At 47.3% G+C, this 23,397-nt stretch carries 22 protein-coding genes; 15 read left to right on the top strand and 7 right to left on the bottom strand.

Translation table 11 applies throughout. The features are described 5' to 3' along the window. Window position 1 precedes the first annotated feature (1 nt). Complete coding sequence (locus tag DYC63_RS01680; protein ID WP_115217642.1) at window positions 2–1,600, top strand: ABC transporter ATP-binding protein; 1,599 nt, start codon at window positions 2–4, stop codon at window positions 1,598–1,600. A gap of 121 nt (window positions 1,601–1,721) precedes the next feature. Here DYC63_RS01680 and DYC63_RS01675 read toward each other — a convergent pair whose 3' ends face one another. Continuing rightward, window positions 1,722–2,864, bottom strand: coding sequence for an FAD-dependent oxidoreductase (locus DYC63_RS01675; protein ID WP_115217641.1), 1,143 nt, complete (start codon window positions 2,862–2,864; stop codon window positions 1,722–1,724). A 96-nt stretch (window positions 2,865–2,960) separates the two neighbouring features. On the opposite strand from DYC63_RS01675, the gene DYC63_RS01670 reads away from it, so the two are divergent. The 4 genes from DYC63_RS01670 to DYC63_RS13485 all read left to right on the top strand — a co-directional run bounded on the left by DYC63_RS01670 (window position 2,961) and on the right by DYC63_RS13485 (window position 5,010). Continuing rightward, entirely contained in the window at window positions 2,961–3,200 is a 240-nt protein-coding gene (locus DYC63_RS01670) for an AbrB/MazE/SpoVT family DNA-binding domain-containing protein (RefSeq protein ID WP_115217640.1), read from the top strand. Continuing rightward, a complete protein-coding gene (locus DYC63_RS01665; protein WP_115217639.1) occupies window positions 3,200–3,556 on the top strand; it encodes a type II toxin-antitoxin system PemK/MazF family toxin in 357 nt (118 codons plus the stop codon). The genes DYC63_RS01670 and DYC63_RS01665 overlap by 1 nt, the downstream gene beginning before the upstream one ends. Window positions 3,557–4,161: 605 nt before the next feature. After that, entirely contained in the window at window positions 4,162–4,563 is a 402-nt protein-coding gene (locus DYC63_RS13490; protein WP_115217638.1) for a prepilin-type N-terminal cleavage/methylation domain-containing protein, read from the top strand. Window positions 4,564–4,641: 78 nt separating this feature from the next. After that, window positions 4,642–5,010: a prepilin-type N-terminal cleavage/methylation domain-containing protein gene (locus tag DYC63_RS13485; RefSeq protein ID WP_115218033.1), complete on the top strand. Its 369-nt coding sequence runs from the start codon at window positions 4,642–4,644 to the stop codon at window positions 5,008–5,010. Between the two features lie 163 nt (window positions 5,011–5,173). Here the strand turns inward: DYC63_RS13485 and recN are convergent, their stop codons facing one another. The 4 genes from recN to DYC63_RS12505 form a co-directional block, all read right to left on the bottom strand. Further along, window positions 5,174–6,844, bottom strand: coding sequence for a DNA repair protein RecN (gene recN / locus DYC63_RS01650; protein ID WP_115217637.1), 1,671 nt, complete (start codon window positions 6,842–6,844; stop codon window positions 5,174–5,176). A gap of 126 nt (window positions 6,845–6,970) precedes the next feature. After that, window positions 6,971–7,867 carry an NAD(+)/NADH kinase gene (locus DYC63_RS01645; protein WP_115217636.1) on the bottom strand — a complete coding sequence of 299 codons (897 nt, stop codon included), beginning with the start codon at window positions 7,865–7,867 and terminating at the stop codon, window positions 6,971–6,973. A 188-nt stretch (window positions 7,868–8,055) separates the two neighbouring features. Then, a complete protein-coding gene (locus tag DYC63_RS12510; protein ID WP_425452116.1) occupies window positions 8,056–8,262 on the bottom strand; it encodes a fluoride efflux transporter FluC in 207 nt (68 codons plus the stop codon). A gap of 74 nt (window positions 8,263–8,336) precedes the next feature. Next, window positions 8,337–8,537: a fluoride efflux transporter FluC gene (locus tag DYC63_RS12505; protein ID WP_172459363.1), complete on the bottom strand. Its 201-nt coding sequence runs from the start codon at window positions 8,535–8,537 to the stop codon at window positions 8,337–8,339. A 308-nt stretch (window positions 8,538–8,845) separates the two neighbouring features. On the opposite strand from DYC63_RS12505, the gene DYC63_RS13615 reads away from it, so the two are divergent. From DYC63_RS13615 to DYC63_RS01595, 9 genes are all read left to right on the top strand, one after another. Next, complete coding sequence (locus tag DYC63_RS13615; RefSeq protein WP_218564512.1) at window positions 8,846–9,082, top strand: hypothetical protein; 237 nt, start codon at window positions 8,846–8,848, stop codon at window positions 9,080–9,082. 90 nt (window positions 9,083–9,172) lie between these two features. Next, window positions 9,173–10,252: a tRNA nucleotidyltransferase/poly(A) polymerase-related protein gene (locus DYC63_RS13295; protein ID WP_115217634.1), complete on the top strand. Its 1,080-nt coding sequence runs from the start codon at window positions 9,173–9,175 to the stop codon at window positions 10,250–10,252. Between the two features lie 101 nt (window positions 10,253–10,353). Next, on the top strand, window positions 10,354–11,475 hold the full coding sequence (locus DYC63_RS01625) for an ATP-binding protein (protein WP_115217633.1): 1,122 nt from the start codon (window positions 10,354–10,356) through the stop codon (window positions 11,473–11,475). 243 nt (window positions 11,476–11,718) lie between these two features. Next, on the top strand, window positions 11,719–15,561 hold the full coding sequence (locus DYC63_RS01620) for a PilC/PilY family type IV pilus protein (RefSeq protein ID WP_115217632.1): 3,843 nt from the start codon (window positions 11,719–11,721) through the stop codon (window positions 15,559–15,561). Window positions 15,562–15,633: 72 nt separating this feature from the next. Next, complete coding sequence (gene pilV / locus DYC63_RS01615; RefSeq protein ID WP_115217631.1) at window positions 15,634–16,191, top strand: type IV pilus modification protein PilV; 558 nt, start codon at window positions 15,634–15,636, stop codon at window positions 16,189–16,191. A gap of 9 nt (window positions 16,192–16,200) precedes the next feature. Beyond that, window positions 16,201–17,172 (top strand): prepilin-type N-terminal cleavage/methylation domain-containing protein, encoded by a 972-nt coding sequence (locus DYC63_RS01610; protein ID WP_115217630.1) that lies wholly within the window; start codon window positions 16,201–16,203, stop codon window positions 17,170–17,172. 11 nt (window positions 17,173–17,183) lie between these two features. Then, entirely contained in the window at window positions 17,184–17,840 is a 657-nt protein-coding gene (locus tag DYC63_RS01605; protein WP_115217629.1) for a pilus assembly PilX family protein, read from the top strand. A gap of 5 nt (window positions 17,841–17,845) precedes the next feature. Beyond that, window positions 17,846–18,373 (top strand): GspH/FimT family pseudopilin, encoded by a 528-nt coding sequence (locus tag DYC63_RS13085; RefSeq protein ID WP_115217628.1) that lies wholly within the window; start codon window positions 17,846–17,848, stop codon window positions 18,371–18,373. 8 nt (window positions 18,374–18,381) lie between these two features. Further along, the gene (locus DYC63_RS01595) at window positions 18,382–18,852 is read left to right on the top strand and encodes a type IV pilin protein (RefSeq protein WP_115217627.1); all 471 of its coding nucleotides are present in this window, start codon (window positions 18,382–18,384) and stop codon (window positions 18,850–18,852) included. Between the two features lie 156 nt (window positions 18,853–19,008). Here the strand turns inward: DYC63_RS01595 and DYC63_RS01585 are convergent, their stop codons facing one another. Next, on the bottom strand, window positions 19,009–19,875 hold the full coding sequence (locus DYC63_RS01585; protein ID WP_115217626.1) for a CorC family transporter: 867 nt from the start codon (window positions 19,873–19,875) through the stop codon (window positions 19,009–19,011). 26 nt (window positions 19,876–19,901) lie between these two features. After that, window positions 19,902–20,408, bottom strand: coding sequence for a PAS domain-containing protein (locus DYC63_RS01580; RefSeq protein WP_115217625.1), 507 nt, complete (start codon window positions 20,406–20,408; stop codon window positions 19,902–19,904). A gap of 228 nt (window positions 20,409–20,636) precedes the next feature. On the opposite strand from DYC63_RS01580, the gene clpB reads away from it, so the two are divergent. Beyond that, window positions 20,637–23,207 (top strand): ATP-dependent chaperone ClpB, encoded by a 2,571-nt coding sequence (gene clpB, locus DYC63_RS01575; protein ID WP_115217624.1) that lies wholly within the window; start codon window positions 20,637–20,639, stop codon window positions 23,205–23,207. Window positions 23,208–23,397 lie beyond the last annotated feature (190 nt).

Here is a 23,397-nt window from a genome sequence, read left to right as displayed (position 1 = left end):
GATGTCGCTATTACGCGTTGAAAACCTCGACATTACCTTCCGCCAAGCGCGCCATCACGTGCATGCCGTGCGCGGCGTATCTTTCAGCGTCAATAAAGGCGAAACCCTTGCGCTGGTCGGAGAAAGCGGCAGCGGCAAATCTGTAACTTCTTTATCGATTGTGCGTTTATTGCCTGAAAATACCGGCGTTTATAGTCCTGAAAGCCGTATTGAATTTGACGGACTGTCTATTTTGGAAGCCGACAACGAGCAATTGCGCGCCTTGCGCGGCGGACGCATCGGCATGATATTCCAAGAGCCGATGACCTCGCTGAATCCCTTTATGAAAATCGGCGAGCAACTCTGCGAAGCCCTTGCCGCGCATCAGAAAAACATGAGCAAAAGCGCGCAATGGCAGCGTGCCGAAGAAATGCTAGGCAAAGTACGTATTCCCGAGCCGGCGCGCCGCCTCAAGCAATATCCGCATGAACTCTCGGGCGGACAATTGCAGCGCGTGATGATTGCCATGGCGCTGATTAACGATCCCGATTTGCTGATTGCCGACGAACCGACTACCGCTCTTGATGTGACCATTCAAGCGGAAATACTGGATTTGCTGAAACAGTTGCAGCAAGAAATGGGCATGGCGATTATCTTCATTACCCACGATTTGGGACTGGCGGAGCATTATGCCGACAGCGTCTGCGTGATGCGCTTGGGCGAGATTTTAGAACGCGGCAATATCAAAAGCGTTTTTGCTTATCCGCAGCATGAATACACCAAAGAGCTGATTAATGCCGTGCCCAAAGGCATGAAACAGCCGGTAGCGGCAGATGCCGGCATTTTATTGCAGGTGGATCGTCTGCAAGTGCAATTTGTGACCGAGCGGCATTTTTTTGGCAAAGCCAAAACGCATTTTCATGCCGTTGATGATGTCAGCCTGCTGCTCAAGCAAGGCGAAACCTTAGGCATTGTGGGCGAAAGCGGCAGCGGCAAATCCACGCTGGGCAAAGCGATTATGCAAATGCTGGATTATCAGGGCAATGTGGCATTTGAGGGGCAGGACATCCGCAGTTTGGAAGGCAAAGCCGCCAAACATTTGAAAGCGGATATGCAAATGGTCTTCCAAGACCCCTTCGGCTCCCTGTCGCCGCGTCTGACCGTCGGACAAATTATCGGCGAAGGCTTATTAGTCCACCGCCCCGAACTCAGCGGTAAACAACGGCGCGAACAAGTAGCGGCGATGCTGAGCGAAGTGGCGCTTTCGCCCGATATGATGAACCGCTATCCGCATGAATTTTCCGGCGGACAAAGACAGCGTATCGCGATTGCGCGTGCCATCATCGTGCAGCCGAAATTCGTATTGCTAGATGAACCGACTTCCGCGCTGGACCGCTCCATTCAAGTGAAAGTCGTGGAACTCTTACGCGGTTTGCAGCAAAAATACGGTCTGAGCTATCTCTTTATCAGTCATGACCTTGCGATAGTGCGCGCCATGAGCGATCGCGTGATTGTGATGCAAAAAGGCAAAGTCGTCGAAACCGGCAGCGCGGAACAAATCTTCCATCAGCCGCAAACCGAATACACGCAGCGCCTTATCAATGCGGCTTTTGATTTGTAAAACATTAGCATAAAAAAACTCGACCTGGTCCGCGAGAACGAGTATGCACAAGTTGCTCTAAGCGTGTCGAGTGTTGTTGGCGCCTTATTCTAAAGAGCTGTGCACGGATTTGCAAACAAATTTACTGCCACAAATACGGCGCAATCCGCACCTTATCAGTAAATACCGCCTCACTGACAAATTGCGGCGCAGATAGCAGTGCCGCAATTTGATCCGCCACTAAAGGCGCAAATGCCAATTTAGTCGGATACGCCGTAATATCCTTGCCATTTTGCGTCACGGTCGGCAAATCAGGACGTTTGCCCTCTGCTGCACCTTCGGCGCGATTAAGCGCCACGCAAATATAACGGCTGTCGTCATTAATATAAGACAAGAGCTGCGCATCTTGCGCCCACCACGGTAAAGTCTCTAATAATAGGCGACGAACTGCCGCAATTTGCGCATCCCTTGTGCGCCCCACGCCTTCCTCCGCAGGCTGTCCGCCAATCCAATACACCTTATCGCCCTCTGCCTGCTGCCAATCAAACAAATGTGTCGTAATCGTGATTTTGGGTTTGTCGCTCATGCCTAAGCAATGCCCAAAAATGTCAGGCACAGATTGCGGCAAACGCAGAGCCACCATATTTAAAGGACGAATTTGCTGCGAAGCCGCGCTTAATTCGCCATTCGCCTCGCCTGCCGTATAAATCCAATGTGTCGGCAAAAATTGTCTGTCGCCGATGAATAAGACATCGCCGTCGCGCTGCCAATTTGCGTCAGTTAAGATAAAATCGGCATATTGCTCGGCAAAACAATGGAGTATAGACACAATATCCAACACGGGCTCTGCCAAAGCATAAGCATGACCGCCGAAATGCGGCGGCAAAAATGCAGGCAATTCCGCATCATTTAAACGCTGCATGCGGCTGCGCATCAATTTGCCGGCAAAAAAAGCCGTTAATTTTCCGCCGGCAGTCTGAGTCGTCCATAAATACTGATGCGCGGAAAGCATATTGGCAGCAGATAAATCCGCCGCTTCTTTGCCCTGCAAAGCCGCCTGCCAGCGCGCCGGCATCTGTGCAATCGCTTGTGCTGCACCGGTCAAACTGCCTTGCAACGCGTATTTTGTCCCGCCGTGAATAATCCCTTGGCTGGCTAAGGTTTGTTTTGCACCAAGCCCTTCGCGTTCAAGCAAAATCGCGGCATAACCGCCTGCGCGCAAAGCCGCTAACGTCCATAAACCTGCAATCCCACCGCCAATAATTACCGCATCAAGCCTTTGCATAGCCCATCCTTTCGCTTAAAAAGCGCATCATAGCATCATTTGACGCGCCTATTTTTTGTTGCTACATTGTCTAAACATTATTAGTCAGGAGTATTTATGATACGCATACAGAAATGGGGAAATAGTGCGGCTATGCGCCTGCCTGCACAAACCCTAAAGCAATTAGGGCTCAAAATAGGTGATACTTTGCAAGCAGAAATATATGATGATGCTTTGATTATTCGTAAACGAGCAAAGTATCAATTGCAAGACTTGCTGGCGGAAATGGATGCTGATTTGCAACGTGCCGAAGGTTGGGATGAATTGACAGAATGCGGCAGTGAGTGTGTGAAATAATGACTTACATTCCTGAAAAAGGGGACATTATTCATCTCCAATTTGATCCTGCCAGCGGTACGGAAATGAAAGGCAGGCATTATGCACTGGCTTTATCGCCGAAAGTTTTTAATCAGGCGACAGGTTTGGCTTATGTTTGCCCGATTTCGCAAGGCATGGCTGGCGGAGCGAGAAGCCTTGGAATGCTATCTACCTTGCAAGGCAGCGGCACGCACACGCAAGGTAACGTGCATTGCCATCAACTCAAATCAATCGATTGGCGCATACGCCAAGCCGTCTTTAAAGAGAAGGTGCCTAATATGGTCATAGAAGATGTCATGGCGCGTTTGCAAGCAATACTATTTGATGAATACTGAAAATAGAATGATAGCCTAAAGGCTTGTAATCCATAAAGCAGCACAAAATGTCATTATGTCGGTATCTATAGTCGGAGAAGTGAAAAAGTATAGTCGGAGAAGTGGAAAAGTATAGTCGGAGAAGTGGAAAAGTAGTACAAGGCGGCGAGCCGCAGATAGTACGGCAAGGCGAGCCAACGCCGTAATACTTTTTCAATTCTTCGACTATAGTACAAGGCGGCGAGCCGCAGACAGTACAAAAGCGTACGGCAAGGCGAGCCAACGCCGTAATATAGTCTCTTAACTTCAAAATGAGATTATTCTAAGCGCTTCTCCTGACAAAATGTGTATCTCTAAGTCTCATTTTGAAGTTAAGGTACTATACTTTTTCAATTCTTTGACTATACTGCCAATGCTTCGGCAAAGAGAAGTAAATAAGATGAGTATTATAGGAAAATCATAGACGGCAAAAGTGTGGTATACCAAAGTGCATAATTTTAACACACTGAATTAAAACATAAAAATAAACTTGGCACGCGTAAGGCATAAGTATATTCGCTAGGCAACTAGCTTCAAACAAGTAGTTAATTTAAATTTGTAATGTATTAATTCTCTAGGAGAGAAAAATGAAAAAATCAATTCAAAAAGGTTTCACCCTTATCGAGCTCATGATTGTAGTCGCAATCATCGGTATTTTGGCTGCTATCGCATTGCCTGCATACCAAAACTATATGCAAAAATCAGCTAACAATGCTTGCTTAGGCGAAGCTAAATCATACGTAAACGGTGCAGTAGCTGAAATTGCAACTGATGGTAAGATTACTTCTGAAAGTTATGCAACCAAAGCTTCTGCTTGTAAGAGCTCATCAGCAGGGGCTGCTACCTTAGCTAAAGATGCCACAACTATCGGCACAGCTGCGTTAGTATTTGAACCTCAAGACCGTGGTGCAGTAGCTGCTAAAAGGAATACTACCTGTGATCCAGTTACTGCAACTTGTAAGCTGGCAGATGCAGCAGCAAATCCATAATAATTAGTTCTTTAGAAAAGAGCAGCATAGCTGCTCTTTTTTATTACTTAATGAAAGTGCTAATAAATGGTGACTATCATGATTGAAGTTAAGCAAAAAGGCTTTACGCTGATAGAGCTTATGATTGTGGTGGCGATTATCGGTATCTTAGCGGCCATTGCTTTGCCTGCTTATCAAAATTATATGCAAAAAGCCGCTAACAGTGCCTGTTTAGGCGAAGCTAGGGCTTATATGAATCAGGCTATTGGCGAAAAAGGTATTGGTAGTGCGATTGGTGTATTTAAGAAATCCGCTTGCGAATCTGGTCAAGATCTTACTATAGCCATGACAGATGCCGATAAATTGACTTTTATGCCGCAGGTGCGCGGTAATGGTCAAATGCGGCAGAAAAGTGAATGTATGGCGATTTCCGGTTCTTGTACTTTGATTGATGCGCCGATACCTTAATCGTAAGGATATTTTTACCTTGAAAAGAGCGGCTTGCCGCTCTTTTTGTTTTTATAGTCTCTTAACTTCAAAATGAGATTATTCTAAGCGCTTCTCCTGACAAAATGTGTATCTCTAAGTCTCATTTTGAAGTTAAGGTAAATAGATGTTTCTTTCGCTTGAGCTAAATTGTTCGGCTGTTTTTCAGCATGGTTTCCGCATGTTTGCGCGAGGTCTCGCTGTCGGCGGAGCCGAGCATGCGGGCGAGTTCGATAATGCGGGCGGCTTTGTCTAGTGGGATGACGCGCGTTTGGGTGCTGTGTTCGTCGCTGGTTTTTTCGATGCGGAAGTGATGGGCGGCGTAGGCGGCGACTTGCGGTAGATGTGTGATGCACAATACTTGCCGCGTTTGGCTGAGTTTTGCTAATAGTCGTCCGACGGTATCGGCGACTTCGCCGCCGATACCGGCATCGATTTCGTCGAAGATGAGGGTATGGGGGACGGCGTTGTCGTCCAAGCAGGCGACTTCTATGGCAAGGCTGATGCGCGAGAGTTCGCCGCCGCTGGCGACTTTTGCCAGTGATTGCAGTTGTTGTCCGGGGTTGGCGCAGAGCAGGAAGTGAATGTCGTCAATGCCGTATGCGCTCGGTTTTTCGCTTGGGCTGATGTGGACGGAGAATTGGGCTTTTTCCATGCCGAGTTGGCGTATCCATTCTAGGGTTTGCGCCGCCATGTTTTGCGCGGCTTGGTGTCTGGCTTGACTGAGGTTTTCGGCTGCTTGGCGGTAGGCTTTTTCCGCGGCTTGCAGGGCGGCGCTGCTGTTTTCGCCGCCTTCGCTTTCGGCGCTGAGGCGTTGGTGTTCTTCGGCGAGTTGCTGCCAGCGGCTGCCGAGTTGTTCGGGTTCGATGCGGTGTTTGCGTGCGAGGCTGTGCAGGGCGCTCATGCGTTCGTCTAATTGGGCGAGTTGTTCGGGGTCGTGTTCGATTTTGCCGAGTTGGCGCGCCAGTGCGTCGGCGGCTTCATCGGCGTAGATGGCGGCTTGGTTGAGGAGTTCCGCGCTTTCTTGGAAGTTGCCGTGCAGGGCGGCGAGTTGTTCGGCTTGTTGGGCGAGTTGGCGCAGCAGGGCGGCGGCGCTGTGTTCGTTTTCATAGAGGGCGTCGCTGAGTTGTCCGCCTTTGCTGAGGATTTCGTCTGCCGAGGCGAGGAGGGCATGTTGTTCCGCCAGTTCGCTGAATTCATTGTCTTGCGGCGCGGCTTGCTCGAATTCTTGCAGTTGGTAGGCGCAGAGTTCGAGGCGTTCGTTCAGGCTGTCGCGAGCTTGCTGCCATGCCTGCCAAGCGGCTTCTTGCTGTTTCCATTCTTGGTAGCGTTGTTGCACGGTCTCGACTAGCGGGTCGAGTTTGCCGAAGCGGTCGAGGCGGCGGCGTTGTTCGGCTTGGTGGAGTAGGGCTTGGTTGGCGTGTTGTCCGTGAATGTTGACGAGTTGTTCGCTAAGTTGTTTGAGCAGGGCGGCGGTAACGGGTTGGGCGTTGATGAAGCTTTTGCTGGCTTTTTCGCGAATGGTGCGGCGAATGAGGGCGGCATGCGGTTCGTCTGCATCCGCCAGTTCGTTGTCGGCAAGGTGTGCGGCGAGGTTTTCAGGGATTTGGCTGAAGGCGGCGTGTATGTCGGCTTTGTCGGCGCCGTGGCGGATCATGCCGGCATCGGCTCTGTGTCCGAGTAGGAGGGAGATGGCGTCTATGAGAATGGATTTGCCGGCGCCGGTTTCGCCGGAAAGGACGTTAAAGCCGCTTTTGAAGTGGATTTCGCTGTGTTCGATGATGGCAAATTGGCGGATGGAGAGGGTGTCTAGCATAGGTTTTTGCGGTGGGCTGGAAGGAGCGGATTATATAGTCTCTTAACTTCAAAATGAGATTATTCTAAGCGCTTCTCCTGACAAAATGTGTATCTCTAAGTCTCATTTTGAAGTTAAGGTACTATATCATCTGTGATTGTGGTTGTTTTCTGGGTTCATGCCCCAGTTGAATTTTTGCCGCAGGCGGCGTTGGAATTGGTAGTCGGCAGGGTGAAGGACGTGGATATGTCCGCCGTGGCGCGTGATGATGCGATCTTGCGCGGTCAGCAGGAATTCTTCTTGTCCGTCAATGGTGAGTTGGATGTTGTGCGAGTCTTTGCCGGGCAGGACTTCGATTTCGCGGTCGCCGCTGAGTACGACCGGACGATGGGTCAGGGTGTGCGGACAAATGGGGGCGACAATCATGGCATTGAGGTTGGGTTCGAGAATCGGGCCGCCGGCGGAGAGGGCGTAGGCGGTGGAGCCGGTGGGGGTGGAGAGGATTAAGCCGTCGGCGTAGTAGTGGCAGAGGAATTGTCCGCCGGCATAAGCATTAAGCTCGACCATGCGCGCCATGGTGCGTTTGTGGATAACGACTTCGTTCACGGCGACAAATTGGGCGCGGATAGTTTCGCCTGAGCGGATTTCGATCGATAGCAATTGTCGGCTTTCGCGGCAGTAATGTCCGTCTAGCACGGCGCTTAATTGGCTTTCCAATTCGGCGGCGGAGAGGTCGGCGAGAAAGCCCAGTCGTCCTGCATTGATGCCGATCAGCGGTATATGTTTGCTTTGCAGGGCGCGTGCGGCATAGAGAAAGGTGCCGTCGCCGCCGACCACTATCGCCAAATCCAGCGCGTCTTGCCATTGTTTCATCGGGCGGCTGTGGGGGTGGTCTTTGAGGGTGTCGGGCATGGTGTTGCTGTCGAGCGTATAGGCGATGCCGCGCGTTTCCAATAGGGCAATTACGCGGTTGATATTGGCTTCGCTGTGGTCGGCGCCGTATTTGCCGATAATGCCGATGGTGCTGAATTGGGTGGCGTTCATCAAAATTTCCTTACTGCTTGAAACCCTCCCTTTAGGAGGATAATCTTGTGGGAGAGGTGCAAGCTCTTCCAATTCAGGGCAACACGTAGAGCGACGCTTTATGTGTCGCCTTTATGTGTCGCTCTGTGTGTTGAAACATAAAATGGTCGTTAAAAAATAAGGCGTAATTATATAGACAAACGACGGTCTTATGTCAGCAATCCTTTGCCGATGAGCATACCAAGCCGGCAGGCGGCGATACCGCCGAAGAGATGTGCGGCAAGATGCAGTAGGGCGTAGCTTTGGCTGCTGTGCGCGAGTTTGAGGAAATCGAGGATAAAGCTGGAATAGGTGGTAAAACCGCCGAGAAATCCGCTGATGAGGAATATAGTCGGAGAAGTGAAAAAGTAGTACAAGGCGGCGAGCCGCAGACAGTACAAGAGCGTACGGCAAGGCGAGCCAACGCCGTAATACTTTTTCAATTCTTTGACTATAAGCGCCAAGCGGGATTGTCTAGGCGCAGCAGCAGGCGTTCGGCGGCAATGCCGATAAGCAGACAGCCTAAGAGGTTGACGGCTAAAATCGCCCAATGGCTGTGCAGATGGAAGATTTTGCCGAATTGCGTACTGAAGCCGGCTCTGGCGCATGCACCTAAGCCACCGCCGATAAAAATAAGAATAAAATGTTGCATAAGGGGGATTTTTTGTTAATTTAACCGCCCACTATAGTCGGAGAAGTGAAAATTAGTACAAGGCGGCGAGCCGCAGACAATACAAGAGTGTAGGGCAAGGCGAGCCAAGTCTGTAATACTTTTTCAATTCTTTGACTATATAACGAAAAATCCGCGCTGCGGCGCATGTTTCAACACGTAGAGCGACACATAAAGCGTCGCTCTACGTGTTGCCCTGAATTGGAAGAGCTTGCACCTCTCCCACAAGATTATCCTCTCTAAAGGGAAGGGGTTTCAAGCAGTAAGGAAATTTTGATGAAGGAATTGCGATGTTTTATCTTGTGATTGCCTTGCTGATTTGGGCAAGTTCTTTTACGGCGGGCAAATATGCTTATCAGATGTTTGATCCCGCTTTGGTGGTGGAATTGCGCCTGCTGATTGCCATGCTCTTCAGGCGAGCGCATGACCTTGCTGACCGCCTTAGGCAGTGTATTAGTCATTGCTTCGGCGGCGGCTTCGACCCTGATCCCGATTCTGCGGCAAAAACCGCAAGCAGGAAAATATAGTACCTTAACTTCAAAATGAGACTTAAAGATACACATTTTGTCAGGAGAAGCGCTTAGAATGATCTCATTTTGAAGTTAAGAGACTATAATATGGAAATTTTCTTAGTCGGCGGTGCGGTGCGCGATGCCTTGTTGGGCTTGCCGGTACATGACCGCGATTATGTCGTGGTAGGCGCAAGTGTTGAAGCCATGTTGGCGGCAGGTTTTCGGCAAGTCGGGCGGGAATTTCCCGTGTTTTTACACCCCGACAGCGGCGAAGAATACGCATTGGCGCGCACCGAACGCAAAGCAGGGCGCGGACATCGCGGCTTTGCCTTTGCATTTAGTCCGAACGTCTCTTTGCAGGAAGATTTGCGCCGCCGCGATTTAACCGTTAATGCAATGGCGCAAGACAGCGCCGGCAACATCATCGACCCTTACGGCGGACAAGCCGACCTTGCCGCGCGACGCTTGCGCCATGTATCGGAAGCTTTTATCGAAGACCCGCTGCGCGTGCTGCGCCTACTACGCTTTGCAGCGCGATTTGCCGAATTAGGTTTTGACATTGCTGAAGAAACATGGAATTTATGCTGCCAAATGGCGCAGGCAGGCGAATTGGCGGAGCTAAGCGCCGAACGCGTTTGGCAGGAAAGCGAAAAAGCCCTGCAAACCGCCGCCCCGCAGCGCTATTTTCAAGGTTTGGCGGATATGAACGCCATGAACGTACTCACCGGCACGGCGATTGCTCATGATTGGAACAAAGCAGCCGCCGCCTTAGCCGCTGCTGCGGCGCGGACATCGAATCCGGCAGCGCGTTTTGCCCTGTGGACGCAAGGCAATGCCGAGCTGATTGCCGCCTTGAAACAGCAATTGCCGCTGCCGAAAATCTATAGCCAATGGCTGGAACGCCTGCAAAACATCGGTCATGATTTTGCCGCTTGGGAACAACTCGGGGGCGAAAAACGCCGGCAACTCTTAAAAGCCTGCGCCGCCTTGCGCGACAACGGCTTTCTGCGCGAATACCTGCAAGCGACAGGCATTGCCCAAACATTGCAAATCCGCATTATCGCGGCGCAAAGTGCGATGATGCAAGGCGTCGATGCCAAACATCTTGCCGCGCAGGGCTTGGCAGGCGCGGCATTAGGCAAAGCCCTGCAAGCCGCGCAAATAGCAATCTTGGCAAAATATTGAAGTGCTGCGGTAAACAGGGTTTTATACATTTTTAGACATCGTTTGTATAATTAGTCATGCCATGTATAATTTTGACTAAAATCGCTAACATGGGCAATCTTATGAAAGACGCTTTATTTTTTCACCGCACAGACTATGCGCAAAAACTGCTGAACAGCCTTAAAGACGGCATCACCCATGCCGTAACATTATTTGCGCCGCGGCGCATGGGTAAAACGCAATTTTTATTGCAAGACATTGCGCCGCTGGCAGAGCAGCAAGGCTTTAATGTGTTTTATTTTTCCTTTATGGATAGCCATCATCCCATTAGCGATTTTCAGAGCGCTTTATATCAATTTGCCCAAAACATCCAAGCAGGCAATAAAGCCAAAACCTTTTTAAGCGGCATCAGCAAAATTGATATTCTGGGCATTGGTCTTGAGCGTGAAATAGCATCAAATGAAGCGCCGCGTCTATCTGATATCATTGCTGTGATTGCAAGCGACAATCGACCAAGCCTGCTCTTGCTTGACGAAGTGCAAGAGTTGGCAAGACTGTCTGATGCAAAAGGACTTATTCGCAGTCTGCGCACGGGCTTGGATGTGCATCAGTATCAAATAAAAACCATCTTCACCGGCAGCAGCACCAACGGCTTGCGCGCCATGTTTAATGATAACAAAGCACCGTTTTTTCATTTTGCCCATGCCTTAGATTTTCCCTTATTGGGACAAGAGTTTACGGATTTTCTTGCAGAAATTTATTATGAAAGAACCGGTAAACCTATAAATACTGCCGCTTTATTCGAACTATTCCAAAGCCTGCATCATACGCCTATGTATTTAAGGGCAATTATCCAAGATATGATTATTAACCCCTCAATAAGCCTTAGGGAAGCGGCAGAAAAAAGAATGGCGCAACTGGGCGAACAAGACAGAGAAGCAGGGCAATGGCAGCAGATGAAAGCATTAGAAAAAGCCATTATCCGTGATATTGCCAAGGGCATTGAAGTGAATCTGTACAGTCAGGAAAATCGCCAAAAATACGCCGCTTTATTAGGCGTGGGGCATGTCGGTAACAGCAGCGTGCAAGGCGCAATCCGCCGCATGGAGCGGCACGACTGGATTAGCCGCGATGCCGGCGGTAAATGGATCGTGAACAATCCCTTATTGGCAACATGGATTAGAGAGAATAGCGCCTCGTGTGCTGATTGTGCCGATTGTGATAGTCTCTTAACTTCAAAATGAGATTATTCTAAGCGCTTCTCCTGACAAAATGTGTATCTCTAAGTCTCATTTTGAAGTTAAGGTACTATAAAGATGATTTTGTAGCCCTCGTGCAAACAATAAAAATCTTTTGGAATGTTTTTTGCTAGACTATGTCAGTTGGCTAAGCTGCGGAAGTTTGCAGCATCCCCCAACGTTTAGCTCAGCGATTAATCGCTGAATCTTTCGAGACAGGAGTTCGTCTCAAACTTAAGGAGTCACTATATGCAACACACAAGCTTTGCACCGCTCAAACTCAGCGCAGCGGTTATGTTGGCGTGTTTGAGCTTTGCTGCCCAAGCGCAAACCGCTAATAAAGTCGAGAAGACCGATAAAGAGGTTCCCGTATCGCCCTTTGCTTTTTTAAACTTGAATTTACAAGCCAGCGAAAGCTCCAGCGGCACTTTCAATATTCCGCCGCGTTTAATGATTTTATTTGATGACTCAGGTTCAATGGGTGAAGGGGTTCAAGGTTTGCCTCATGGTTCGCCATGGGTGAATTATACTCGTCAAGGTGGTGTCCATCAGAGAGTGCTACATGTTTCACCTAGAGGTGCTCAAACTCTAAAGGCTAATAGAAGCTGTGTTACAAATAAGGATTATCCCAATGTAGGGGCTGATGCGTATGATTTTGGGGGAAAATATGGCGTAAAGTTAGATGTTCCTTCCTATCATCCAGCCTATGGTAATGTGCTTTTTCCATCTTTTTGTTTTGCTTGTAAAGATGGCAGCAAGCCTAACATCAATTTTGGTAGATGGTGGGAATATGAATTGGTAGATTCTTCTGGAAGAATTAAACAAGGTAATAGTATTTCATGCGGTCGTACCACCTATCGTCAAGGTACTCAATTATTCGACCCTAATTCAAAAGCCATTCCAGTGCCGATGCCAACAAATGTGATTGTCAGTACATATTCACAAGGGGTTTCTCCTGAAGAAAATACTCGAATGGGGGTGGCGCGTAAGGCATTGACGAATATTGTGGACCGTTATAAAGATGATTTTTCTTGGAGCTTGATGTCTTTATGGGGTACGGAAAAAAGATTAACGCAATTCTTGCCTGTTAATGCAGTGCCTTATTTTGCTGACCATGCTGGTGATACAAGGGTGCATGAGTTTACCAAAGCTGGCACGGCAAACGATTATACCGCCTTTAAAGATAGAATTAAAAGATTGCGCCCTGGTGGATATACACCAACCACAACACGCTATTTGCAAGCGGTAGATTATCTTATCAGCACCAAAGAGTATATTTGCCAAAATGATTATGTGATTATTTTCTCTGATGGTGATGCGAATGTAGAAACTATTAATGATAGACAATTCTACACCTATCAACATCGCGATTTTTATGGCAATTTGCCCTATAACTATCAGATCAGCGGATCTGGTTCACAAAATGGCATCGCATTTTTTAGCCGCATTTTAGATGGTCGCTCAAGTGGGAGATATGGCCAATCAGGCGATACCAAATCTTCGCGTTTTTCTTATTATTCATCATCAAATTCTTATATGAAGACACTTTTTGCTGGCAATGATAAGGATAATACCCAATGGGACGGCTTTGAACATAACGGAGAAATGTATTTTGAAAAGCAACCGATTAAAACTTTTTCGATTGCTTTCGGCGGCGGCACTTCTGCACAAGGTAATGCTTATTTAAGAGATGCTTCTAGTAATAATAAGGTATATAACGCGGCTAATGAAAGAGAGTTAAGCTCTGCTTTTGAAGAAATTCTGGGAGAGATTAATAAGGATAATGAAGAACATAAGCCAAATTTTGAGACGGGATTTAGTGCATCTTCAGCGGCATTTGCTGGCGCTGGAGATCAAAAATTAGACCGTTTAGCAGCACAATTGACACTCAATCCTCAAACTTGGTCTAGTGAGTTTAAGTTTCTCAAGCTAGATAAGCAAGGTAAGCAAACGACAGAAAGCGAACCAGCAGACTATAGCACCAATCGCAAGGTGATTATTAGTTATGTGGATGGCAATGGACAGCAGCGGACAGAAGATATGAACACAAGCAGCGGTCATTTATATCCCTTATTTGGTTTTAATGATTCTCAACGCGGTGAATTTCGTCTTGCATTTTTGCCTTGGTATTTACGCAGTGGCTCAACCGATGCCAAGATTGAACAAGCTGCACAATATTTGCGTGATCGCGGAATACGAACTAAGGTGAAACAGTATCGCCAGCGTACGGCGAATGCCAATGCCAAAGATCCTGCGCGTATGATGGCAGATGTGATGGGCGCGCCTGTAGTGGCCTTGGACTACTCAAAAGGACGACCAAGATATATGCTGACAGCGGCAAATGATGGCATGATGTATTTGTTTGAAAAAACAGATTATAATAACAGACCATATACATTGCGGTTAAATTATCTGCCTGCCTCAATGCAAAGAGAAAGCACGGATTTCTCGGATACGGTTGCTAAGGCTAGTGTGGCACTTGCCGAAACCGGTTATGGCTCGACTTTAACCAGTGAGAATATTTCTCAAGATTCAAAACCGCATTTGTTCTTAAATAGCGGCGGCATTCAATGGCGGCAGACCAGTGCGGATAAAAATGGCAATAGTGCCACTTATATTGCTGGCGCCATGGGGCAAGGTGGCCGCGGTGCTTATGTGTTGGCGATTAGTGGTAAGGATCGTGCGGCTGCTACTCCCGTGGGCTTAGACAATCATGAGTCTAATTGGGCTAGAACAGTGCCTATGTGGGAAACGCCAAAAGGTCAAAACAACAAACTAGGCTACACAGTTAGTACACCACAATTTGCCCAAGTGGCGACAAAATTAACTGGAGATGTTAAAGACAAAACCCAGGGTGTGCGTCAGCTGTTATTTTTAGCTAATGGCTATGATGCCCCTGCACGAGTTCTAACCGCACCCACGCTATATATCTATGATGCCTTAGGGCAAGATATGGCTAAGCAGGCGTCGACAGTCAAAACAGGCAATGCTGCGGGAAGCTTAGTGAAAACTATTCCTGTTAAGGACGGATTGAAAGGTCTTTCTACGCCGACTTTGGTGGATATCGATGCCGATAACTTAGCTGATATTGCCTATGCAGGAGATCAGGGCGGTAATCTGTATCGCTTTGATTTGCGCGGCGAGGTAAGCTCTTGGACGGCTCATAAAATCTATAATGGCAAGTCAAGCCAACCTATTACCGCCGCTCCGGCCGTATATAAGGAAAGCAGTGATAGCTATATGGTGATCGTTGGTACCGGTTCGGATATTTATCAAAAGGATTTGGAAGACAAAAGCCAGCAGGTGGTTTTAGGTATTCGCGATAAATTGACAGAAAAAACGCCTAAGCCGATCGAGCAAAGCGAATTGGTAGAACAAAAGATTTTGGGTACTACAGGCACAAGCGGAACAGGGGGTGATAAAAAAACCTTACGCTATCTCACGCGCAAAACAGTTGCCGATGGTAGCCCCGGTTGGATGTTAACCTTAGGTTCTGATGGCGAACGCGTAGTTACGCAAGCAAGCGTGATTAACCGTACGGCGGTATTTACTTCGCGCGTGTATACCACGAAGAAATCTTCTTCTGCCCCAAATACCTCTTCTCAAAGTAATAATGCGTATAGTTGTAAGATTAATAAAACCAGTACCAAGTCCGAGTCAACCGGTTGGTTATTTGCTGTTGATGTAAAAACAGGTAGTAATCCGCTAGAAGGCAGCGCTTATTTCAAAGACTTGGGTGAGCAAAGTAAAACCTCTTTCAACGCTAACGAAAAAGAAGCAATTGAGGGCGATGAAGCTTTAAAAGTTGCTGCTTTGCAAATTGATGGTTTATCTTCAGGCGCAACGCTTAACTCTTTCGAAGCATTAGCCCGAACTGTCAAAGCTGTAAACGCTAACGGTGCTTTCGGCTCAGGACAGGATTTAGCTATTGATGCCGCACAAGGCAGAAACGATTGCGTAGAGCATGGGGATTACACAGTGGGAGTGGTTAGCTCAACGACAGGTTATGAGTCTACAGGCCTTGAAGCATTTAAATGTCCTACAGAAGGCGGACGTTTGATTCGACTCAATAGCCGACCAATTATTGAATGACCAATTATTGAATAATGCTTCTTAAGCAAAAATACTTTGGCGGCAGTTCCTGCCGCCCAACTGAGGAAAACTATGAAAAAGAAAAATTTATCTTATTTTGCCGGTAAGCGGCAAAATGGTATGAGTTTATTAGAAGTTATTGTTTCTTTTCTTGTTGTGGGTTTAGGTTTGGGCTTGCTAGTGTCTATGCTAGGCGCAAGTAATCGCTATGGTGCTACCGCGGAATATCGCGCCAATGCTATGCGTGAAATTCAAACTATCGTAGACGCCATGAGAGCCAACCGCATGGGCTTAGCGGGCTATCAATTTGGTAGTGGGCAATGGGAGGATAATAACTACTCATTATCCGTAGCCAAAAAAAATCCTGAAGTTAAATGCGCATCTGCTGAATGTACGCTTGAAGAAAAGCTAAAGCAAAGAGCAGAGTCGCAGGCCTTAACGCGAGCACAACGTGAAATGACAACTTGGCTGAGAAATGTGAATAATTCTGTGCCGGCAGGTCAAGGTTCGATTCTTAGGCAGCCTGATGGTAGTTATATTGTCAGAGTGAGATGGCAAATCGGTGAAGAAAATCAGCGGCAAGATGATGAAACAAAAAATGAACTTATTGAGTTAAGAGTAGTGATTTAGGAGCGTAAAATGAAATTAAAACAAAAGAAACAGGCCGGTGTCTCCTTATTGGAACTAATGGTATCGCTCACTATCGGCTTGATTTTACTATTGGCTTTAAGCTCGGTTTATCTTACGGCAAATCGTTCAAATAAAACACGCAGTATGAATGAAATACTTGATGAAACGGCAAGACAAGTTTTTGAGCGATTAACGGCAGATATTAATATGGCAGGTTATGTAGATGTGTTTGATAATCAAATAACCGCACAAAAATTAGTGGCGCCAAGCGATGAAAAAGTGCAAATAATGTACGGTCGTTTATCTGGAAAAGGCACTGTAAAAACGCCTTTTCAATCAATTTTTGGCGAGAATGGTTTAGAAGGTACTGATAGAACGCTTACCCTACGTTATCAAGCCGCAGCAAGTGCTGCTCGCGGCGATAAAAGCAGTTTACGTACTTATACAGATGCAACAAACGTAGATGCTGCTGTTCATGCAGGTACTGCTCTAAATTGTATTGGTAATAAGGTTCAAGCTGATGTTTTGCAAAATACGCCGATAGTCGTTAATACATACTCTTTCGACGACAATAATGGCACTTTTTCTTGCTTAGGAGAGCCGCTTGTAAGCGGAATCAGCGATCTGCAATTCAGATATTTAGTGACTGAAGGCGTTAGTGATACATCTGCTACTATGAAAGATAGTTATGCCGGCATGTATGTGACAAATACATTAAAAGCTAATGAAGTAGTGAGTTCCCAACGTCCTTTGGGCTGGGCGGGAGTTACGGCAGTAGAGGTATGTTTGGTCGTTGGTGCAGAGCCTTTAAGCGGTAATGTTCAAGGAAATTGGATGGAATTGCAGCCGACAATACCAACTTGTGAATTTGATGCAGATGGTAATTTTGGTAATGAAGCAAGACGGGTAAATGATCAGAAGCTTTATCGTGCTTATATTAAAATTATCAATATTCCTAATGCCGTATATTTTACAAATTAAAGGAGTAAAATATGAATTTAAAACCGAAAAAACAGGAACAGGGCATCGTATTATTAAGTTGCTTAATCTTTTTGTTATTGCTGCTAAGTATGCTGCGTTTTACTTTAACCAGCGCCTCAATGGAGGAAATGAAAGCGGGGGCAGATTATGATCAGATGCGTGCATCAGAAGCCGCGGCAATTGCTATGCGTGATGCGGAATATGATATTAAACGGATGTCTAATCCAAGTAATGGTAAAAGTGTTTCTTTGGAAGATGCCAATGAAAAGGATGCAGGAAAGCAAATGGCACTAGCTATCGCTTATTGGTCTGACCCGGCCAAATTTGCTAATCGAGCAGGCGTGTATGATGGCGATGCTAGGCAGGTTTGTCCTGATAAACCTTCTTATGCTTGCTTATTAGATTGGGGAGATACGGACGGTAAACCTGATTGCTCAAAATTAGTCTGTTTTGGTGATCAGAGTAATTCAACAACCTTATCAAATGAACAGGGCGCATATATTATCGAACGTTTTAAAGGTGACGGCGCTACTTTGGGTTTAAGTGACGCTCATGATAAGGATGTTATTGTGTTACGTGTGACGGCAGTTGGTTATAGCATAGCTAATGGGAATGCTGCGCGCAGCAAAACCGTATTGCAAAATACTTATTTGCTAACAGGGAAGTAAATGTCATGAATAAAAAATCACAGGGATTTACGCTTTTAGAGTTAATTGTCACTATCGCTATTATCGGTATTTTAGCCGCAATAGCAGCACCCAGTTTTAGTCGCATGATGGCTGGAAATCAATTGCAAACGGCTGTCGGAGAATGGCGCACGGCGTTTTATTTAGCACAAAAAGAGGCAATCCGGCGTAAAACGCGAGTACAAATTTGCCCGAGTACTGATGGTGAAACATGTGCTTCTGATTCGAAAAATTATAAAGTCGGTTGGATTGTTCGGGATATGGATGCTAACGCTAATAATTTGATTCGGGATTTTCCGCCGACCTTAAAAGGAAATGATGAGAAAATTACGTTGAATTTTAATGCCGGAGGTGGCGTTAAACTTATATTTTTAAATAATGGTCGGCTTACTGGTAATTTTGTTGGTGCAAATTTTACAGCTGAGAATAAGAAATTTGATAATCTGCAAATTAAATTATGTATTAGCAGTGCGGGTCGCATTCGAAATGTTGAACAAAATTCTGATTGTAACTAGAGATAAATATGAATACACAGTTGAAAGATAGAAAAAATCGTGGTTTTACTTTAATCGAAATAATGATTGTTGTTGTCATTATTGGAATATTGGCTGCGATAGCAGTGCCAAGTTATCAACGCTATATTTTGCGTTCCCATCGTGTTGAAGCGCGTAATATGTTGCAAGATATTGCGCAAAAATTAGAGCAAAATTTCAGTGTGACACGAACTTATAATAAAACCTCTAATGGGGGAGATATAAATAATGATCAATTGTCTACTTGGGGTTTGCATCGTTCTCCAATGAACGGCACACAGCGTTATGCAATCACTTTTGCAGCAATTGATGCGACAAGTTTTAAAGTCCAAGCTCAAGCTGTGGGGCCGCAGCTTAAGGATACAGAATGTAGCGTGTTTGCTTTAAGCAATACGGGCGCTAAAACAGCAAACGGTCAAAATGCACGAGCCCCAGAGTCGATAAACTGTTGGGGTGGTTAATTAGCCTTAATCTTATAATATTAGAAATATCGGATATATTATCCGATATTTTTTTATCAAAATTTCCTTACTGGTTGAAATCCCTCCCTTTAGAGAGGATAATCTGTGGGAGAGGCGTAACCTCTTCCAATTCAGGGCAACACACAGAGCGACGCTTTATGTGTCGCTCTGTGTGTTGAAACATTTTTTAAATAATTTTAATAGTAAGATGCGGCGTTGATTGGCTTTGGCGATGCTGATTTGCCATTGTTCGTCCAGTTCGAGGGTTTCGCCGTTATTGGGCAGTCTGCCGAATTGCTGGGCGATGTAGCCGCCGATGGTGTCGGCGGTGTCGTCCGGGAGTTTGGTATGGAAGCATTGGTTAAATTGTTCGATTTCCATAAGGGCTTTGACGTGATAGCTGCCGTCTGCCAGTTGGCGGTATTGGGCATCGGCGATTTCATCGTGTTCGTCGTCTATTTCGCCGACGATTTCTTCGATGACGTCTTCTATGGTGATGAGTCCTGAGGGGTTGCCGTATTCGTCGATGACGACTGCCATGTGGTTGCGGTTGGTTTTGAATTCACGCAGCATGGCGTCTAGGGCTTTGCTTTCCGGCACGAGGGTGGCGGGGCGCAGTACGGTAAGGTAGTTTTGCTCTTGTTCGGGCTTTAAGAGCATAGGGAGAAGGTCTTTGCTGATGAGTATGCCTAATACTTGGTTGAATTCTTCGTTTACGACCGGGTAGCGGGAATGCCCTGATTCGATGATGACGGCGAAGACTTTTTCTAATGACCAGTTTTCTTGAATGAGCACCATTTGTCCTCTGGGAATCATGATGTCGCGCACTTGGGTGCTGTTTAGGTCTAAGAGGGCTTCCATCATGGTGGCTGTGTCGTCGCTAAATTGCGGATAGGCGCTGCGGTATTCTTGCAGCAGGGCTAGGAAGTGTTGGCGAGGGTTGCTCGGCTGGCTATGGTCGCTTAGTAGGGCCGAGAGTTTTTTTAGCCAGCCGTTTTTCGATTCGCTTTGTTCGTCGCTCATGTTTTGCAGTGGTTGTTGAGATGGGCTTATTGTACCTGTTCTTTTTCGGATTTGCGCATTTCTGCGTATAAGGCTTCTGCCATTTGGATGGTTTCTCTGTCCATTTTGCGTCTGGTGGAGGTGTAGCTTTTGGGTTTGCCGTTTTCCATGACGGGTTGTATGGTGGCGTGTACCCAGTAATAGCCGCCGTCTTTGCGCAGGTTTTTTAGGTGTCCTTCCCAAATTTTGCCTTGGCTGATGGTTTCCCATAGGTTTTTAAATACGCTGCGCGGCATGTCGGGGTGGCGGATGATGTTTTGGCTGCTGCCGATGAGTTCTTCTTTACTGTAACCGCTGGTAACGATAAATGCTTGGTTGGCGTGGGTGATGAAGCCGTCTGCATTGGTGCGTGAGATGATGCTGATGTTGTCGCGCAGGATGTAGTGCTTAGGGCCGACGATGAGGTTGCGCGGTTCGGTGTTGTAGTAAGCAAAAGGGATGATTTTATGGTTTTCCTCTCTTGAAGGAAGGGACATGGGAGGAAGATGTTGCATTATTTTTGCCTAAAGCGATAAGGGAAACCAAGATGGTAATAAACAATCAAAATTAATGCAATGGCTTAATTTTTACTTTGTTTAGTGAGTGCTTGCTTGAAAGGAAGTCGTTTGAAGCCCTATTGCCGAACTGAATAAAAATTCATGTATGTCGTGGTCTTTGCGCTTGAAATCGCTGCCGACGCCCTAAGATAGGGTGTAGTATTTTTTAACTTTAAGGACTTAACAATGAATCAAAAATTTACGGCGAGATTTCAAGAAGCCTTAGCTGCCGCGCAATCTTTGGCGGTGGGCAGAGATCATAATTATATTGAGCCGGTGCATGTTTTATTGGCATTGCTCAATCAAGAAGGCGGCTCCAGCGCCAATATTCTGCGGCAAGCGGGCGTGAACGTAGCGGCTTTGCGCAGCGAATTGGAGCGGATTTTGGCGGATTTGCCGCGTATCAGCCAAGCTAACGGACAAGTGAATGTATCGCCCGAAACCGCGCGTCTGCTGAATTTATGCGACAAACAGGCGCAGCAAAACGGCGATGAATATTTGTCTTCCGAGTTGTTTTTGCTTGCCGCTTTGGAAGAAAAAGCGGCGGTGGGCAAGGCATTGAAAGCGCAGGGCGCGAATAAGGCGGCATTGGAAAAGGTCATTCGCGAGTTGCGCGGCAATGCGCCGGTAACCGACGAAAACGCCGAAGACAAACGCGAGGCACTGAAAAAATATACGCTGGACGTTACGCAACGCGCTTTGGACGGCAAGATTGATCCTGTGATTGGGCGTGATGAAGAAATCCGCCGCGCGATGCAGATTTTGCAACGCCGCAGCAAAAATAATCCTGTGCTGATCGGCGAGCCGGGCGTGGGGAAAACCGCGATTGTCGAGGGTTTAGCGCAGCGGATTGTCAATAATGAAGTGCCGGAGAGTTTGAAAGGCAAACGTCTGTTGTCGTTGGATTTGGCGGCTTTGCTGGCAGGCACGAAATATCGCGGCGAATTTGAAGAGCGTTTAAAAGCCGTCTTGACGGATATCGGCAAATCCGAGGGCAAAATCATTCTGTTTATTGATGAAATTCATACCATGGTCGGGGCGGGCAAAACCGAAGGCTCAATGGACGCCGGCAATATGCTTAAGCCTGCCTTGGCACGCGGCGAATTGCACTGCATCGGCGCCACCACGCTGGACGAATACCGCCAATATATGGAAAAAGATGCGGCATTGGAGCGGCGTTTTCAGAAAGTGCAGGTCGATGAGCCGACAGTAGAAGATACGATTGCGATTTTGCGCGGTTTGCAGGAACGCTATGAAGTCCATCACGGCATTCAGATTACCGACCCTGCTTTGGTGGCGGCGGCGCAGTTGTCGCACCGCTATATCAGCGGACGCAAATTGCCCGATAAAGCCATTGATTTGATTGATGAAGCGGCGGCGCAAATTCGTATGGAATTAGACAGCAAGCCGGAAATCATGGATAAAATCGACCGCCGTCTGATTCAGCTGAAAATGGAGCGGCTGGCTTTGGAAAAAGAAAGCGATGCGGCTTCCAAAAAACGTCTGCAAGATTTAGAAAACGAAATCAGCGCGCAGGAAAAAGAATATGCCGATTTGGAAGAAGTTTGGAAAGCGGAAAAATCGCAAATTCACGGCACGGCAGGCATTAAAGAGCAAATGGATAAATTGCGCGTCGATCTGGAAGCGGCGAAACGCAAGGGCGATTTTGCGCGAATGAGCGAAATCCAATACGGACAACTGCCCGAATTGGAAAAACAATTACACATTGCGGAAAACGCCGAACAAGAACAGCGTCATCAACTGGTGCGCAGCAAAGTCGGCAGCGAAGAAATCGCGCATATCGTCTCGCGTTGGACGGGCATTCCCGTCAGCAAAATGATGGAAAGTGAGCGCGAAAAACTTCTGCATCTGGAAGCCGTGCTTAATGAACGCGTGGTCGGGCAGAAAACGGCGGTGGAAGCGGTGGCAAATGCCATTCGCCGCAATCGCGCAGGACTTTCCGACCCCAACCGCCCGATTGGTTCTTTCCTCTTCCTTGGACCGACAGGGGTGGGCAAAACCGAACTCAGCCGCACCTTGGCGCAATTTATGTTCGACAGCGAAGACAATATCGTGCGCATCGACATGAGCGAATTTATGGAAAAACACAGTGTGGCGCGGCTGATTGGTGCGCCTCCGGGCTATGTGGGCTATGACCAAGGCGGCTATCTGACCGAAGCCGTGCGCCGCAAACCTTACAGCGTGGTGCTGTTTGACGAAATCGAAAAAGCGCATGGCGATGTCTTTAACATCTTGCTGCAAGTGCTCGATGACGGACGCTTGACCGACGGACAGGGGCGCACAGTCGATTTCCGCAATACCGTTATCATCATGACCTCAAACCTCGGCTCGGATTTGATTCAAGCCATGGGCGATAAAAGCTATGAGGAAATGAAAAATGCGGTGATGGAAGTAGTGGCAATGCATTTCCGCCCCGAATTTATCAACCGCATTGACGAAACCGTCGTTTTCCACGGCTTGGGCAAAACGCATATGGGCGCGATTGCCAATATCCAATTGGCACGCCTGCAAAAACGCTTGGCAGAGCGCGATTTGCAATTGGACATCAGCGCCGATGCTTTGGCGTATTTGGTCGATGCCGGCTATGACCCGACCTTCGGCGCAAGACCGCTGAAACGCGCTATTCAAACCCTGATTGAAAATCCGCTGGCTTCCGCCATCTTAAGCGGCAAATACCCTTCAGGCACGCGCATCAAAGCGGATTATCAGCCCGAAAGCGGGATTGTGTTTCATTAAAATTTCCTTACTGGTTGAAACCCCTCCCTTTAGGGAGGATAATCTTGTGGGAGAGGTGTAACCTCTTCCAATTCAGGGCAACACGTAGAGCGACGCTTTATGTGTCGCTCTGTGTGTTGAAACATAATAAAGGCGAATGCTTGAAATGAGACTTGCTCTATTGTTTAAAGCGATAGGCAGGTGATGCCGG

The organism is Suttonella indologenes (assembly GCF_900460215.1).
In the GTDB taxonomy this organism is placed as follows: domain Bacteria; phylum Pseudomonadota; class Gammaproteobacteria; order Cardiobacteriales; family Cardiobacteriaceae; genus Suttonella; species Suttonella indologenes.
The sequence above is the reverse complement of the archived record's forward strand: the minus strand, read 5'-3'. Positions and strand labels throughout refer to the sequence as shown.

Coding starts and splice junctions, on each gene's coding strand:
- DYC63_RS01680 (WP_115217642.1), top strand. CDS start 2: ATGTCGCTATTACGCGTTGAAAACCTCGACATTACCTTCCGCCAAGCG.
- DYC63_RS01675 (WP_115217641.1), bottom strand. CDS start 2,864: ATGCAAAGGCTTGATGCGGTAATTATTGGCGGTGGGATTGCAGGTTTA.
- DYC63_RS01670 (WP_115217640.1), top strand. CDS start 2,961: ATGATACGCATACAGAAATGGGGAAATAGTGCGGCTATGCGCCTGCCT.
- DYC63_RS01665 (WP_115217639.1), top strand. CDS start 3,200: ATGACTTACATTCCTGAAAAAGGGGACATTATTCATCTCCAATTTGAT.
- DYC63_RS13490 (WP_115217638.1), top strand. CDS start 4,162: ATGAAAAAATCAATTCAAAAAGGTTTCACCCTTATCGAGCTCATGATT.
- DYC63_RS13485 (WP_115218033.1), top strand. CDS start 4,642: ATGATTGAAGTTAAGCAAAAAGGCTTTACGCTGATAGAGCTTATGATT.
- recN (WP_115217637.1), bottom strand. CDS start 6,844: ATGCTAGACACCCTCTCCATCCGCCAATTTGCCATCATCGAACACAGC.
- DYC63_RS01645 (WP_115217636.1), bottom strand. CDS start 7,867: ATGAACGCCACCCAATTCAGCACCATCGGCATTATCGGCAAATACGGC.
- DYC63_RS12505 (WP_172459363.1), bottom strand. CDS start 8,537: ATGCAACATTTTATTCTTATTTTTATCGGCGGTGGCTTAGGTGCATGC.
- DYC63_RS13615 (WP_218564512.1), top strand. CDS start 8,846: ATGTTTTATCTTGTGATTGCCTTGCTGATTTGGGCAAGTTCTTTTACG.
- DYC63_RS13295 (WP_115217634.1), top strand. CDS start 9,173: ATGGAAATTTTCTTAGTCGGCGGTGCGGTGCGCGATGCCTTGTTGGGC.
- DYC63_RS01625 (WP_115217633.1), top strand. CDS start 10,354: ATGAAAGACGCTTTATTTTTTCACCGCACAGACTATGCGCAAAAACTG.
- DYC63_RS01620 (WP_115217632.1), top strand. CDS start 11,719: ATGCAACACACAAGCTTTGCACCGCTCAAACTCAGCGCAGCGGTTATG.
- pilV (WP_115217631.1), top strand. CDS start 15,634: ATGAAAAAGAAAAATTTATCTTATTTTGCCGGTAAGCGGCAAAATGGT.
- DYC63_RS01610 (WP_115217630.1), top strand. CDS start 16,201: ATGAAATTAAAACAAAAGAAACAGGCCGGTGTCTCCTTATTGGAACTA.
- DYC63_RS01605 (WP_115217629.1), top strand. CDS start 17,184: ATGAATTTAAAACCGAAAAAACAGGAACAGGGCATCGTATTATTAAGT.
- DYC63_RS13085 (WP_115217628.1), top strand. CDS start 17,846: ATGAATAAAAAATCACAGGGATTTACGCTTTTAGAGTTAATTGTCACT.
- DYC63_RS01595 (WP_115217627.1), top strand. CDS start 18,382: ATGAATACACAGTTGAAAGATAGAAAAAATCGTGGTTTTACTTTAATC.
- DYC63_RS01585 (WP_115217626.1), bottom strand. CDS start 19,875: ATGAGCGACGAACAAAGCGAATCGAAAAACGGCTGGCTAAAAAAACTC.
- DYC63_RS01580 (WP_115217625.1), bottom strand. CDS start 20,408: ATGCAACATCTTCCTCCCATGTCCCTTCCTTCAAGAGAGGAAAACCAT.
- clpB (WP_115217624.1), top strand. CDS start 20,637: ATGAATCAAAAATTTACGGCGAGATTTCAAGAAGCCTTAGCTGCCGCG.